7 protein-coding genes and 1 pseudogene are annotated in these 15,885 nt (G+C 49.1%); 1 reads left to right on the top strand and 7 read right to left on the bottom strand.

The window, feature by feature from the left end; all coding sequences use genetic code 11:
• The first annotated feature begins 964 nt into the window (after positions 1–964).
• Positions 965–1,213 (top strand): helix-turn-helix domain-containing protein, encoded by a 249-nt coding sequence (locus IEY53_RS24675; RefSeq protein ID WP_189029750.1) that lies wholly within the window; start codon positions 965–967, stop codon positions 1,211–1,213.
• 171 nt (positions 1,214–1,384) lie between these two features.
• Here IEY53_RS24675 and IEY53_RS24670 read toward each other — a convergent pair whose 3' ends face one another.
• From IEY53_RS24670 to IEY53_RS24630, 7 genes and pseudogenes are all read right to left on the bottom strand, one after another.
• The gene (locus IEY53_RS24670) at positions 1,385–2,815 is read right to left on the bottom strand and encodes a glycoside hydrolase family 32 protein (protein WP_189029749.1); all 1,431 of its coding nucleotides are present in this window, start codon (positions 2,813–2,815) and stop codon (positions 1,385–1,387) included.
• A 20-nt stretch (positions 2,816–2,835) separates the two neighbouring features.
• Positions 2,836–3,177, bottom strand: a complete 342-nt coding sequence (locus tag IEY53_RS35770; protein ID WP_268240819.1) for a DUF2961 domain-containing protein — start codon at positions 3,175–3,177, stop codon at positions 2,836–2,838.
• A gap of 185 nt (positions 3,178–3,362) precedes the next feature.
• Positions 3,363–4,481, bottom strand: a pseudogene (locus IEY53_RS36380) (DUF2961 domain-containing protein); the annotation flags it as partial.
• Between the two features lie 118 nt (positions 4,482–4,599).
• Positions 4,600–10,386 carry an S-layer homology domain-containing protein gene (locus tag IEY53_RS35315; RefSeq protein ID WP_229696333.1) on the bottom strand — a complete coding sequence of 1,929 codons (5,787 nt, stop codon included), beginning with the start codon at positions 10,384–10,386 and terminating at the stop codon, positions 4,600–4,602.
• Between the two features lie 263 nt (positions 10,387–10,649).
• The gene (locus tag IEY53_RS24640; RefSeq protein WP_189029748.1) at positions 10,650–12,080 is read right to left on the bottom strand and encodes a glycoside hydrolase family 32 protein; all 1,431 of its coding nucleotides are present in this window, start codon (positions 12,078–12,080) and stop codon (positions 10,650–10,652) included.
• Positions 12,081–12,092: 12 nt separating this feature from the next.
• Positions 12,093–14,354: a GH32 C-terminal domain-containing protein gene (locus IEY53_RS24635; RefSeq protein ID WP_189029747.1), complete on the bottom strand. Its 2,262-nt coding sequence runs from the start codon at positions 14,352–14,354 to the stop codon at positions 12,093–12,095.
• Positions 14,341–15,873 carry a glycoside hydrolase family 32 protein gene (locus tag IEY53_RS24630; RefSeq protein ID WP_189029746.1) on the bottom strand — a complete coding sequence of 511 codons (1,533 nt, stop codon included), beginning with the start codon at positions 15,871–15,873 and terminating at the stop codon, positions 14,341–14,343. The genes IEY53_RS24635 and IEY53_RS24630 overlap by 14 nt, the downstream gene beginning before the upstream one ends.
• Positions 15,874–15,885 lie beyond the last annotated feature (12 nt).

Raw genomic sequence — 15,885 nt, 5'->3', positions numbered from 1 at the left:
ACCATAAACATGAAAAAACCTTGTATCATTTGGGAAACAGTCTCTTTCGGGAGGAGATATACTCTCAATATCCGATATTGCTCTGTCATCAGTTACTACATATTCCAAATTCACCGATTACAGCAACACCAATACATCTATTGTATCTATTTCAGTTTGAATATTACTTTCATCAATTTTATGTACCGATAAATTACTATCATGTTTTTTTTAATGCTGAAACCCCACAGCCAACCTCTAAACTGTGCAACTCATTGTTCCCAAAATACGTGACTGCTATTTTAAACACAATACGACCTCCTATCTTAAAAACATACAAATCTACAATAGACAAATTCCTGAGCACGGCACAATCAAGTTTTATCAGACACTTATGCAACACATAACCTATCAATAACCCTCATTGGTTCTTTCATATTCTGTCCATGAATGCTCCAACATTTTCACGTGTGTCTCTTGATATGGGGAGGGAGAACAATCAAGGAAAAATATTCATTTAAAACCACATCTAAACCCTATTTTTGGTATTGCCGCAGACAGGTGAACAGACAAGTGAAGTCGGCCATCCTTTTCTTTAGGTACCTGATAAGAGAAAAGGTAATTTTACATTTGCACAAATAAATAAACTTTTATACATCCAAATTTAACAAAAGTAATTAAAAAACCCCTTTTCCAGAACCTTACAAATAAAAATTACAATATTCCCGACTATTAGTCAACAATAATTCTTCCAATAATCTACTCATTTGCACAAAAAAAATATAAAAAAATATTACAAAATGAGTATCTTTCATATTATCCGCCTTTTATTAGATTGATTTTATTTTCAATGTATAATATTCCTCATATTTGATAGTTTAATTACAATGAAAACCTCTAATATTGCACATTATAATTTTGTTCAATCGTTTATTTTAATTGCATTTTTGCCCAATTTCCTACTAATAACGCAGTCTAGAAAATAATGAAGAAAGTTATTCTGCTTGATAGTCGCGCATGCTCCCGGTCAACTAACTCCGTCGCGATCAGTAAACACTATATGGTCCGGCTTTTTCATCAGGCCTTCGGCATAAGCCCTATTCAATACCATCAATTAATGCTTGCGCATGCCGCCAGGCATATGATCCAGTTCATCGATGACCCTCTGACGGTCATCGCCGAGAACTTGGGATTTTCAAGCATTCATGCGTTTAGCCGGTTCTTTAAAACGTAAGTGTTAATCATAGGGTTTTCGTTTATTCTAAGAATTTTTCCATTCATTGAAAATCCCCTTTATCGGTAAGAAAAGAACAACCATTTTTCAATAAAAATGGTTGCTCTTAAGATGAACATGAAAAGCATGTTGTTAACCGGATGCGCTCATATATTGCTCTTAGTAAAGAGCCTAATCGGTTCCTACAGTTTCAATCTTCACCCGATGAAATTCCGCTGATCCCTGGCTGACGAACATGGCGAGCTTGCCATGCTGAATATCGTACATTCTGGCACTCATCGCCACCTCCCCGCCGACATAAATCTCGCAAATGGTACCGTCAATAAATACCTTTAGCTCGTATTCCTGTTCCGGCAGCAGCTTGAGCGGACGTTCCAGTTCGACCTCGTAAGGGAAGGCTTTGCCCCCCTCCTCAGATTGCATAATCGGACCACGGAAGGTAATTCGGCTGCGCTGGGGTTCCAGCGTGATATAGTAGGCAAAATCAAGACTTTCGCCTGCCCGAAGCATGAACCCCAGACCCTGGGTCGACTCCGAGAAACGTACGACTGTAGAAATCTTGCACAGATCGGGCAGTTCCTCATGTGTGATACAACCTGCAAAGGCATAAGGAGATTCGCAGAGCAGCACATCGTCCGTGATCGACCAATTTCCGGCGATTCCCTCAAAATTCGCGGGTACCTGTTCGGCAAAAGCAGAGTCAACCGTTTCGGGAACGTTCACACCGAGCGTTCCGTCCGGGCGTTGAATAATTTCATGTACAATCATATTGCCGCCCCAATCCCAGGTGTCATAATCTTTGCCTGAGGCTTTCGGCGGGTTCCATCCGAACAGATCGTCATCTTTCGTCGGATTCCAGCCGAACAAATAACGTTTCTGTCCATCGGATACCGACTTGGCCGCATAATAAGCACGTCCGTCAAACGCCTCTTCCTGCGGTGTAATCCACGGCCCGTTTAAAGACCGGCTCATCCGGTAAAAAGTGCCGAAACGCCCCGTATAAGAAGAGTAGATCAGATACCACCAATCTCCCATCCGGAACAAGTCCGGGCACTCATGCGCGCCTACATGCAGGTTCGGTGCGTACAGCGGCTCACGGTACTCCCAATGCTTGAGATCCTTGGACGTCAGCAGACCGGTGCAGCCTTTCCGGTTCGCCCGGCCCTTTGCCAGGGCTGCGATCAGCATCCAGTATTGGCCTTCTTCTTCATTCCAGAATACAAAGGGATCACGCCAGTCCGCCAGCTCATAAATTTTGCCATCCGGACCAAAAGTGTCTTCAGGAATTGGCTCCCATGTTTTCAGATCCTTGCTGATGGCATGGCAGGCGAACTGTTTCCCTTCGGGAAAAATACAGTAAAACATATGATAGACATCGTCCACTTTGAGAATATGTCCGGTTCCGCCTTCGATCTTGCAAGCTCCATCTTCTCTGTAATTCACGAAATCTTTCGTTCCAAGCAAATGCCAGCCATGATCGAGACCTTCCCGGTAGTTGTCTCTCCATCCGTGCAGATAAAATAGCTTAAACTCTCCGTCTTCATAATAGGGGATGACATCCCCTACCCAAGCATTGTCCGGACGATAAAAAATTTTTTTCATTAATAATTCCTCCCGTTGTTCTAAGTGGCTAAGCGTTCATTTAACGAAACCGGCATATAAGCATCGCTTGTGCCCCGATCCTGATACCAGTACACGGTGGCGGCATACAAACACTGGTTATTAAGGCCCCACTGATTCCCTTTATACTTCTCAATAAATCCCTCAAAGGAGTTCATGAAGGGTACATTGTCGCAAATTTGAAAACGGTTAACTGAGGTATGCCCGTTGGCGTCCAGTTCAACAAACGGCTGACTGGCGAAGGCACTGTCGAACATCGGAAACGGCGGCTCTGCCGCCCAGGCATAACCAATATAGTCTTCGCTGCCCGTTCCGAATGTGGACGGAAAGGTTTCGCCATCCACAAAAAATTTCTCATCTCCTTCGCCCCACCACCAGTCAATGGTTTTCCGGTCTCCTCCCCATACCACCAGGTCTCTGCTTCCTCATCCGGTTTCTCCCAGGTATTGTACACGTGAAGATGTACACCGCAGAATCTCCCCCGGCCCTTCGCCAGCAGCAGTGGCCAATCTGGCCAACGGTCCCCGTCTTCCTTGAAGCGGTCTTCCTCCAGATCTAGATAATTATCCCGGTGCCATTTGGCATGAAAACGCAGGAGATTTTCCGTATGAGCCTTCGTTAAGAGCGTATACCGGAAATCAGCCGCTATCTCGTATGCTTCTGTTCCATCATTTTCAATTTCAATTCTGGCACCTTCCGAGTACGGCATGTACCAATAACTGTACATTTCATGGTCATTCATTCCTAGAGGCAAAGAGCGGTACGGCTTGATCCCGGGCGCGCTTCCAAAAAAATCGCCGATTGGAGCCCATACGGAAGGGGCCTCTTCGCTGTCCCACTTCATCGATATAGTCAATTGCCTGGACAAAATCCGCTGCTGTTCCTCACTCTTACGTCCCAAATCAGTCCTGACGCGGATCATAGTGATCGCACCGGCTTCTTGTTTATCAAAAATCACTGCCTTGCCGCCTGCCGGCACAGATACCGTAAGACTTTCGCTCAATGACCCTTCTGATTTCATAAACGAGTAGCTTCCCCTTTGCTGTAACAGCCGGTCTGCTTCAGCGAGTGCAATTGCCGACTCCTTGTCAATCATGCCGTCAAAAGACGGTAGTGTAACTCCAGAAGGGAAAGAGGTATAAGTAATGTGATAATATGCACCCCAGCCTTTATCCAGCAGCACTTTACAGTGTTTTTGAAAAGGGATAGGAATGAAACAGTTTCTTCCTCGGGATAACGTTGGCGCCAGATTCGGAAAGTTGGAAGGCGGCCCCTCCTGATTGAATCTCTCAAAATAATCCCGGAAGGGCTGATCGATCACAGGAATATCGGCATGATCTATATAGATCCGGATATGCCCGTTCTCGGGAAGTGCAGACCAGAATCTCCAGATCACGCCTGGACCATTTAGTTCCATAGCGACAATACTGTCTCCTTCCTTACGAATGAACCCTCCTCCGTCATCATTGGCTCCCCAATCCTCGTATAGCCCCGTCTCGGCATTATGAATAGATCTCCGGTCAAAGCTGGAAAAACAGCCCGATTTCTCGCCAGCCTGTGGTGGAACCGCCAGCGATTCAAGATCATATAATCTTTTCACTAAGTCTTTATACGAATAACTCTTCGGCTCTTGCTCAGATTCAGTCATGCTGTGAACTCCTTCTTAGGAAGATAAGCTACTCCCATGCCTACATAGGTATAAAAGAGAGAAAGCCGGAGACCTGGCGACGATACACCACCTGATACCCCGGCGCTCCTCTTGGCACTTACTTGTTGACCTTGTCAAGCAATAGCGAGATGACTTGCGCACTTTCTGCACGGTTTACTTTTTCATGCGGCATGAATAACTGATTCCCGCGGCCACTGATTAAGCCAAACTCCTGTACAGCAGCGACTGCATCCGCAGCCCAGCCGCTGATCGTGTCGGCATCTTTAAAATGACTCATTTGATTAGCGGCAGCGTTTTGCCCTGTATGAAATAGATAAGCTTTGTAAATCATGCTCGCCATTTCTTCACGGCTAATGGTTGCCTCTGGCGCAAATGCATCCTTGCTTCTTCCGGTTACAATTCCCGCTTCGTATGCCGCGGCAATGGAAGAAGCGTACTCTTTCGTTGGATCAACATCTTTGAATTCAGTCGACTTCGAAGCTTTTATTCCGAGTGCCCGGCTAATAAAGGAGGCAAATTCAGCCCTGCTCACATTTTGCTTCGGGGCGAATGCCGTTTCACTAACACCTAAGACAATTTGTTTTGCAGCCATCCTTTTAATTACGTCATAGGCCCAATATGATGTATTAACATCTTCAAACGATTTGTCATAGTTAAGGACGGCAAACTTACTGAAATGGCTGACATTCGCAGTCCATTTATCGCCTGAATAGGTTCCGCCCATATACTCCAGACTGCCGTCATCAGCGATGTAATAGATGCCGCTCAGATCCTGACGGGCCTTCTCATTTGCACTCAGCTTGATTGTGACCGGTTTGGAGAATTTCTCAAGCTTAAGCGCCGTTCCATCGGCTTTCACAAGTGATAATTTGAAGTGGAAGACTTCTCCTACCGCGGATATGTCCGCATTATTTTTGCTTCCGGCACGTTCTATCAATACTTTGAGTTGATCTGCAGTTAATGTATCTAGCTCAAAAGAGATTTGCGCACTTTCAAGTTCCTCTTTGGTAACCAGCCCCTGCAAATCCTTCAATACCTCTGCGGGAACTTCGATCTCTGCACCACTCTGTTTGATCTTCAAAGCGCTGTTCCCATCGTTTGCTGCCATTGTCACCGGAAATTGCACCTGCCGCTCTCCCTTTGCCATTTCGAATGACAAGCTGTTCTGGCTGTTCGGTTTGCTTACAGGGATCACAGTGTTACTCGGAGGACTAGTTGGGACGGCTGTATCCGTTGGATCTGCCGGATCGTTTGGACTGTTTGTATCCGTTGGTTCTGTCGGATCGCTTGGACCGTTTGTATCCGTTGGTTCTATCGGGTTATTCGGATTACTCGGATTACTCGGATTATTTGGATTATTTGGATTCTGCACTTTTACCGGCACATTGAAATCATCGACGTTAATATGTCCAAAACCGCCTGTGGATTGGTCAACCACCTTGATGTAAAGCTCCTGGCCGATATACTGCGACGCATCCCAAATCTTCCGTTGATACTCCTCATAATTGGTCGCAGTCTCTTTAAATAGCTCTTTGCCGTCCGACGCCCGGACCAGCGCAACATACAGCTTATCGATATCACGGCCGCCGCTGACCAGGAAGTTGATTTTACCGTTCCCGCCAAGGACGAAATTCTGCGATTTCAGTGTTCCCGTTAAGCTGTCACCGCCGGCTTCCTCGTTGAAGCCCCACAAATGATAGCCGCCTGGAATTTTATGAGACGGATTGAAATAAATCGTGTCCCAGAAAAATTGGGCATCGGTCACATGGACATTCTGGAAGGCGTCTCCTTCCGTAATCCAGCCTGTTAAGTCGCCTGTGGCAAAATCATGGTTAGGCAGATCCGTAATATCGGTGTACACGGAGTTGTCCCAGTTGTCAGGCACGTCGACCGGAGCAGCCGGTTCACCCGTCAAGGCATTCATATTCCATACTTCCATCGACTTGACCGTTACATCGTTGTCGCCCCAGACCTGCAAGCCCAAGGAGTCGTATCTGCCTACGTAGACACGGGTTGTCAGCTTTTTCTTGTCATTGGCAAAGGCTTCAACAACCGAGCGATCGAGGAAGATATGCAGCTTCAGGTTCTCTCCGTCAAGATCTACGTACCCTCCTTGAATGCCGTCCACGCGCACATCCGGATCAATGCTGCTCTTGGTCCGGTCCACATTGAAGGTCCCGTTCGTCTTGTCATAGTAAATCAGCGTTTCCTCCTGGCCGTTATCGGAGCGCCGCACTTTGAGACCGAATTTCTGGGCTTCGCCCGGATCAATTTCCATCACAATCTCCAGCATGTCGCCTTTGACATTTTGGATCAATTGATTGGCGGCAGCCAAATTTTTGTCCGAGAAATCAACCACCTTATCTCCCCGGAGACTCTGCAATTCTTGAATCGGCTCAATGCGCAATTGATCATCTTCATCCAGGCTTAGGGAAACTGGCAGCGCCAGATTATGAGCCCAACCGGCTTGATATTCAGCCTGTGGTGTTCTTACATTCTGCACCATGGAGTAAACGACCGTTCTTCCGTCAGGTGTGACCATACCGCTCTCTGCGGTTAAATAGCCATCGCCCACATCCATTTTGGATGGCGCCTCCTGGTCAGGTATAAATTTGAAGTGATCCCGGTCCCAGGTGCCAATCCAGTAAAAGACCTCAACATCTCTTTGCACATCGTTAGCTGGAGGCACTTGCTCCGGTTTCTCATGGGGATTAACCATGAAAATATACTTTTGCTTGCCTGTACTGTCCTTGCCTAACGGCAACAATACCGGCAGTTCCCATACCGTACCGAGCTCCGGATACAGGCTTCTGTCACTAACGTATAAAGGCCCCTTATATTCCCAGTTGTACATATCATCTGACACATACACCAAAGCTGTGCCGCTGCTGAAGTCTTGGAGACCGGAGGTCACTAACTGATACCACTTGTCTACCTCTTCGTCGTACCATACAAATGGGTCCCGAAACTCGTTATGGATGCCATTCCCGTTCTGTTCCGTTACCGGTTCAGGATATTTCACCCATTGCTCCAGATTGGGGTCGGACAAATCCGCCGGAGTCGCCAGCCCTGTTCTTTGATTCGGAGACAGGGAGTCATTGCCGGCGGTATAGAACAGAACGGGATTTCCGTCGCGGTCATACGCTGCGCTGCCTGACCATGCGCCGTCCGGATCAAGCGTGCCCGCATCGGGGGCAAGGGCAGGCCGCACATTTTCCCAATGTACCATATCGTCACTCACCCAATGTCCCCAGTGGATTTGATGCCAGTATGGACCTTGCGGGTTATGCTGATAAAATAAATGGTATTGGCCGTTATAATAAATCGGTGCATGCGCTTCATTCATCCAGTTTTGCGGAGGCATCGCATGGTACTGCGGACGGTGCTGATCACCGTCGAATACACTAGGGTCCTCATCAATATCGCCATTTGGAATTTCCGGAACCGTGCCGCCGTGAAGCGTCTTTACAGTCTCATACTCAGCAAGGATCTCCTGACCCGTAAGCGCTTTGTTCTGCAGCTTCACTTCATCGATGAGTCCGCTGAACATATTGTAGGAGAACAATCCCGCAAACTCTACAGGTCTATTGTTTTTCCCGATAATCAGGTTTTCCGTAGAAGGTGTGATCGGAACGTTGACAGGGGTCGCCTCAGAAGCCACTTCCTGACCGTTTAGGTACAACTTAATCATTCCGTCCTTTTTGTCGAACGTAGCCGCCACGTAATTCCACTTGTATTTTTCGAGTGGATGATCTTTGACCCATACCTGAATCCACTGGCCGCCAATCCCGACCTGCATCGACCATGTGCCGTGCCGGTACATGCCAAGCGCGAAGCCTTCTGCCTTATCCTGATCGGACTGGCCCACGATAGCAGACAGCTTGTTTCCGTCGCCCCATTCGTAGCTGCGCGGCGCGACCCAAGCTTCAAGCGTCAACGCGTCGCTTACAGGAACGGCATCCTTTGCATTGACCCCGATATCATTCGAGTATCCATCGAACAGCAGGGCGCCGCCTTTTACTCCGCGCGGAGTCCATCTCGGTTCTTTGGAGTCCATGTATCTGGCGTTGTTAAATACATAGTTCACATCGTGTTCAAGATTGCTTACTTCCTCCAGCGCCTTTTTTCCTGCGCCTTCATCAAGATTCATGTAGAAAATCGTTCCCGTACTATTCGCTTGAAAAGCGTCAACGGAGATAAGTGCTTGATTGGATTGATCGATAACTTTGACATAAAGCCTCTTATTGTAGTGCTTCTGCATTTTCCAGGAAATCTTCTCATTCGCACTGACATCCCCGGTCTTTTCAAGCAACGTATTAGTGCTGGCATCATATAATGCGACGTAAGCGTCCGCCGGGTTGTCGATGTCTAAAACAGTGAAGTTAATAGTCCCGGTTCCCTGAAGTGTGAAGGTGCTAGAGGTAATCGAGCCCTGTCCTTCCAAGGAGGATTTGGCATAATAATTCCCTTCTTTACCAGCTTGAGCATCATTATTCACTTGAAAAGCGTTGCCCTCAACGATCCAGCTCTCTAAATTTCCGGTTTCAAAGCTGGGATTCTGGATTTCAGTCGGCATAATGTTATCTGCCATGACTCCTTCTTCCGGCACGAGTTCATTGAAGGAGTGGAAGGCGTCCGCAAAGATTACTCCCCAATCCGCGTGCCCATTATCGACGATCTCCACATACAGCTTCTTCCCGATATACTTGGAGAGATCGGCTTTATATTGCTCCATATTCGCGAGTCTCAGGCCCTGTGCCGGATACGGGAACCCGGACTCGTTAAATTCGGTGTTACCGTACCTGGCAATCAGTTCACCTGTGTCCGCATTGATGACGTTCACATACACTTGATCCGTATGCTTGCCTCCGCCCAATCTGAAGGTAATCCAGCCTGTTCCGCCCAGCTCGAAGGTGCTGGAACGAAGCTTACCTGTCGCAGTCTCGTTATACTTCAATCCGTTTAAATGATAAGTGCCTTCCTGGTTATACGGGATTTGTTCAACCCAATAGGTGGTTTCGTCCGACACGCTGTTTGGACCAAACGCTTCTCCTTCTACAACCGTCCAGCCTGTTAAGTTCCCGGTTTCAAAGCTGGGATTCTCAATTTGATAGCGTTTAAAATCCGGCTTGATATCCGTGGCGGCAATTCCTTCAGCCGGCTCGGCTTCATGGTACATAAAGAAGGCATCCGCAAAGACCACGCCCCAATCCGTGGTTGCGTTGTCGACGATCTCCACATACAGCTTTTTGCCCAAATATTCGGAAAGATCCGCCTTATATTGCTCCATATTGGCAAGCCGCAAGCCCTGGTCGGGATTCGGGAAGCCAACGTCAGCGAAGGCGCTATTGCCATACCGGGCAATGACTTGCCCCGTCTGGGCTTCCACGATATTTACATATGCCTTGTTTGGATTTTTGGCACCGCCAAGCTTGAAGCTGATCCAGCCGCTTCCGTCCAGCTCGAAGGTGCTGGAACGAAGCACACCGGTCGCAGCCTCGTCATGCTTCCAGCCGTTTAGGTGATAAGTGCCTTCCTGGTTGTACGGGATTTGTTCCGCCCACCAAGTGGTTTCATCCGATACGCTGTCCTGACCGAACGCTTGACCTCTGACAACCGTCCAGCCTGACATATCCCCAGTTTCGAAGCTTGGATTTTGGATTTGATAGACTGTATCCGTAACTGACAACCCCTCGTCAGCCTTGGGAATATGATAGACCGCATCCGTAACCGACAATCCCATGTTCACCTGTGGACTGAGTGCTTCCTCAACATCAGCCTTGGATTCGGCTGCGGCCGAGATTCCGGGAGCTACAAGCTGAAGAACCATCACCCCTATAACCATTCTGGAGATCCAAGGTTTTCTTCCTTTGACTATACTCATTCAAGAGCCTCCTTCATAATTTCTTATTCATGTAAACATTGATACCTGATTTCGAGGTGCTCTCCTTGTGCAAGGATGAATAGTCATAGGTCAAATAGGAGAAAAAAACGAATGAAGCGCTTTCAATGTGGGGGGGTGAATATCCACATACATCTATGTGAAAAGAACAACCATTTCATTCAATAAAAATGGTTGTTCTTAACATGAACATGAAAAGCATGAAGTTAACCGGATGCGCTCATATATTGCTCTTATTTAAGAGCCTAATCGGCTCCTACAGTTTCAATCTTCACCCGATTAAATTCCGCTGAGCCCTGGCTGACGAACATGGCGAGCTTGCCATGCTGAATATCGTACATTCTGGCACTCATCGCCACATCCCCGCCGACATAAATCTCGCAAATGGTACCGTCAATAAATACCTTTAGCTCGTATTCCTGTTCCGGCAGCAGCTTGAGCGGACGTTCCAGTTCGACCTCGTAAGGGAAGGTTTTGCCTCCCTCCTCAGATTGCATAATCGGTCCACGGAAGGTAATGCGGCCCCGATGGGGTTCCAGCGTGATGTAGTAGGCAAAATCCAGACTTTCGCCTGCCCGAAGCATAAGCCCCAGTCCTTGGGTCGCCCCGGAGAATCGAACGTCTGTAGAAATCTTGCACAAATCAGGCAGTTCCTCCTGCGAGATACAGCCGGCAAACGCATATGGGGATTCGCACAGAAGTACATCGTCCGTGATCGACCAGTCTCCGGCAACTCCATGAAAGTTCGCGGCCACCTGCTTGGCAAAAGCAGAGTCTACGGTTTCTGGGACATTCACACCGAGTGTTCCGTCCGGGCGTTGAATAATTTCATGTACAATCATATTGCCGCCCCAATCCCAGGTGTCATAATCTTTGCCTGAGGCTTTCGGCGGGTTCCAGCCGAACAGATCGTCATCTTTTGTCGGATTCCAGCCGAACAAATAACGTTTCTGTCCATCGGATACCGACTTGGCCGCATAATAAGCACGTCCGTCAAACGCCTCTTCCTGCGGTGTAATCCACGGCCCGTTTAAAGACCGGCTCATCCGGTAAAAAGTGCCGAAACGCCCCGTATAAGAAGAGTAGATCAGATACCACCAATCTCCCATCCGGAACAAGTCCGGGCACTCATGCGCTCCTACATGGAGGTTCGGTGCGTATAGCGGCTCGCGGTATTCCCAATGCTTCAGATCCTTGGACGTCAGCAGACCGGTGCAGCCTTTCCGGTTCGTCGGTCCTTTCGCCAGGGCAGCGATCAGCATCCAGTATTGGCCTTCTTCTTCATTCCAGAATACAAAGGGATCACGCCAGTCCGCCAGTTCATAAATTTCGCCATCCGGACCAAAAGTGTCTTCAGGAATCGGCTCCCATGTTTTCAGATCCTTGCTGATCGCATGGCAGGCGAACTGTTTCCCTTCGGGAAAAATACAGTAAAACATATGATAGACATCATCCACTTTGAGAATATGGCCGGTCCCGCCTTCAATTTTGCAAGCTCCATCTTCTCTGTAATTCACGAAATCTTTCGTTCCAAGCAAATGCCAGCCATGATCGAGACCTTCCCGGTAGTTGTCTCTCCACCCGTGCAGATAAAATAGCTTAAACTCTCCGTCTTCATAATAGGGGATGACATCCCCTACCCAAGCATTGTCCGGACGATAAAAAAATTCTTTCATTCATGTCCCTCCTTATTTCCAGACCGGCTTCATTTCCCATATTTCCAGCGACTGCACAACTGCCTCTCCATCTGCCCACAGAGTAACTCCCAGAGCATCCTTCCGGCTCGGGTAAGCCCGGGTTGTCAGACTTTTCAACCCATTGGCATAGACTTCGATCATCGAACGGTCCAGGTAGATATGCAGCTTCAGATTTTCGCCGTGCAGCTCCAGCGTTCCGCCTTGAATTCCTCTGGTTCTCTCCTCCGGGTCAAGCGTTGTGCGTGTACGGTCGGCCGCCAATAAAGATTTTCCTGCATGATAGTACAGAAGTGTCTCTTCTTCACCGTCCGGTGTAACTCTGACTTTGATTCCGCTACGGCCTTGGTGATCTATTTTCATTTCCAAGCGAATTTCCAGCATATCCCCCCGGATCTGTTCCAGCAGTCCGTTGGTTTCTTTCAGTGACTTGCCGGTAATTGAAATCAGCTGCTCGCCCCGAAGTGACTGAAGTTCTTGAATGGGTTCGATGCCAAGCCGCCCGTCTTCCCGCAGATATACGTTCAGCGGCAGGCCGCCGTTATGCGCCCAGCCCGATGCATATTCCAGCTCCGGAGTCCGCTCACCCTGGGCAATCGTAAAGATGATCGCTCTGCCGGTCTTGGGATCAACCATTCCGCTCGGACCGGTAAAATGAAAGTCTCCCACATCGATCAGCTGCGGCTCTTCTTGATCCGGGGTAAAAGATAACATCTCGCGGTCCAGTGTGCCCATCCAGTAAAATACTTCGACATCGGCTCCTTGGCCTACAGGGCTGATCAGGAACAGATGTTTTTCTGCACCTGCCGCATCTCTTCCCAGCGGAAGAAGTACCGGAAGCTCCCAGATTGGACCCAGAAAAGAATATTTGCCGAAATCAGCACGGTAAAAATGCCCTTTGTACGTCCAATGGATCATGTCCGTGGATATATAAGCAAGTGCTGTCCCCCCTGCTCCCTCCACGCCGGAGCCTACCAGTGCATACCAGACATTGTCTTCCTTCCAGACGAACGGGTCCCGGAAGTCACGGGTTAACCCCAAGCCCTGCTCCTGCACAATCAGCGGCTCCGGATGTTTGATCCAGCGTACCAGATCGGAGTCTCCGTCCTGAAGATAGGTGCTTCTGGCCAAAGCAACGCTCTGATCCGGAGTGACACTATTATTGCCGGCAGTGAAGAACAGCACGGGCTGGCCGCTGGAATCATAGCTCGCACTGCCTGACCAGATGCCGTCGGGAGCCAGATGATCCTTTTCCGGCGCAAGAGCTACAGGCAGGTCCCTCCAGTTCACCAGATCTTCACTCACCCAATGTCCCCAATGAATCTGATGAAAAAAGGGACCCTGGGGATTATGCTGATAAAACAAATGGTATTTCCTGTTAAAATATACAGGTGCATGCGGCTCGTTCATCCAGTGTGCCGGAGGACTGACATGATATTGCGGCCGGTGCCTGTCATGAAGCAGCGGGGTCCGGTCAAGCTTGATCTCATCATAGGCAAGCTCCGGATGTTTTCCTCCATGGTTATCACAAATCACTCTGTAAGCCTTCGCTACCTCTTCTGCCTGAAGCGCTCTGCCATACAGCTTGAGCTCGTCGATCAAGCCGGCGAACATATGCAGCTGGAAGGCTCCCGCCAAGCGGAGGCTCTCGTTATTTCTGCCGATTAATAGCTTCCGGTCCAGAGAAGGGGCGATCTTCGCACCGGCAGGGAGAGCGAGCGAGGCAATCTCGTCCCCGTTCAGATACAGCTTCATCATTCCCTGTTCACTGTCGAATACAGCACTGATGCAAGACCATTCATTCTTGCGCAGCTCGTATCCGTCCGGTGACCACAGTTCTACCCATTCCCCCGATTCGAGCCCGATCTGGAAGGACCAGGCTCCGTGCCGATACATGCCCAGCAGGTAGCCGCGGTTGTTCTCCCGGTCATGGCAGTTCACTATGGCGGATAGTCTGCCTTCATCTCCCCATTCATAAGAACGCGGGGCCACCCAAGCTCCGACACTTAGCGAGTTTGGCCTATTCTCTCCATCCCCCTGCCGATCCTCATGGGCAATATACGTTGAATAGCCGTCCAGCAGCAGACAATTCCCGCTTACGCCCCGCCTCCACTGCGGGTCCCGGCTATCTGTGAACTTCGGCTGCTTAAAGACATCATAGATTTCATCCGAATGCCCGGAGATGTTTTCCTTCACCCGGTCTCCGGCCCCTTCATCAAATGCCCAGTATTTAAGCAGACCCTTATTTTCCGGCATATGACGTTTCCTCCAAAGCATAAATAGAATCCAAAGAATGAATGCAGAGCGAAGTTAGTACGGCTTCACCCGAATCTGTACTGAATTCAATACTGCGGACCGTCCCCTCGGGAAAGATTAGATCCGTGAGCACCACGCTGCCATCATCCGCGAATAGCTCGATGGAACTACGGTCCAGGAAAAGATGCAGCTTCACTCTTCCTTGGGAGGGTCTCAGCCGCGCACCATGCCGGCAGGCAAAAGCCTCATGAAAGCTTGTCAGTCCGGATGCGCTCCGGTCGATATAGAGCCATTGCTCCCGGGAGTTATAGCCAATCAGCGTCTCGTTTGGCTCAGAATACTGCAGCTTGATGATGATCTCGCTGGAAGAACCGGCTTCAAATTCGGCTTCAATCTCCAGCAAATCGTCCTGAACCTCCGTTCTAAAAGGTGTATGGGGAGCAAGGGTGATCCCCCTTAGCTCCTTCGTTTGTTTCCGAAGCCCGGTTGCTTCCCGGACCGGCGTCTGGATGAGTATAATATCACCGTCCTGCTCACGCAGTGACAACGATCTTGGCAATGTCATCGCGCCTCTCCAGCTTTCAGTCGGTGTGAGATTGGCATACTTCCAATTGCTCATCCAGCCGATGAACAGGCGCCGCCCGTCTTCGTCCGGACTGTTGGACCAGGTGACGCCTGCGTAATTATCCCGTCCGTGATCGAGCCAGCGAATAGAATTCGCGGAATCTTCATTCACGAAGCTTCGTCCGTCGAAATGGCCGACAAAATACTGCGTCCGCGATCCCTCCGGGTAGGAGGGATGATCTCCGATACTGACAATCAGCACCCATTTGCTAATTCCGCCGCTCATCTCTACAGGCAGTTCAAACAGATCCGGACATTCCCAGACTCCGTCATGGGAGCCATCCCTACTTCCGAATTCACCTGAATACTCCCATTCCTGCAGATTTTCAGATTGATAGAAACGAATATGGTCACCAGCAGCGAGCAGCATTATCCAGCGGTCCGTCTCCTGATGCCAGAACACCTTGGGATCGCGGAAATCAATTAGGCCGGATTCTTCAAGGACCGGATTCCCTTTGTATTTGCTCCAGCTCCGTCCCTTGTCCCTGCTGTAAGCAAGGCTCTGCCGCTGCCGCGGCTGGCCGGTCTCAGGGTGTTGATCCGCGTGGGTAAACAGAGCGACTAAGCCATGGCTGCCTTCGAACAAGCCAGTACTGTCGTTCCAATCCACAACGCAGCACCCGGAGAAGATATGGCCATGTTCATCCGGCTCCAGTGCGACCGGAAGATGCTCCCAATGCATCAGATCGCGGCTGACTGCGTGTCCCCAGTGCATCGGTCCCCAAACGTTACTATGGGGATGGTGCTGATAGAAGAAATGGTATTCACCCTCATATAAAACCAAGCCGTTCGGATCGTTCATCCACTGCGCCGGCGGCGTCAAATGAAACTGTGGACGGAATTGTTCGGTATAACTTTTCTTTACATTAAGCACGGTGCCACCCCATCTATCCATATATTTTCTGCA

It is taken from the genome of Paenibacillus albidus, from assembly GCF_014644435.1.
Taxonomy (GTDB): domain Bacteria; phylum Bacillota; class Bacilli; order Paenibacillales; family Paenibacillaceae; genus Paenibacillus_AQ; species Paenibacillus_AQ albidus.
Note: the sequence above shows the minus strand (reverse complement) of the source record. Positions and strands in the feature narration are given on the sequence as shown.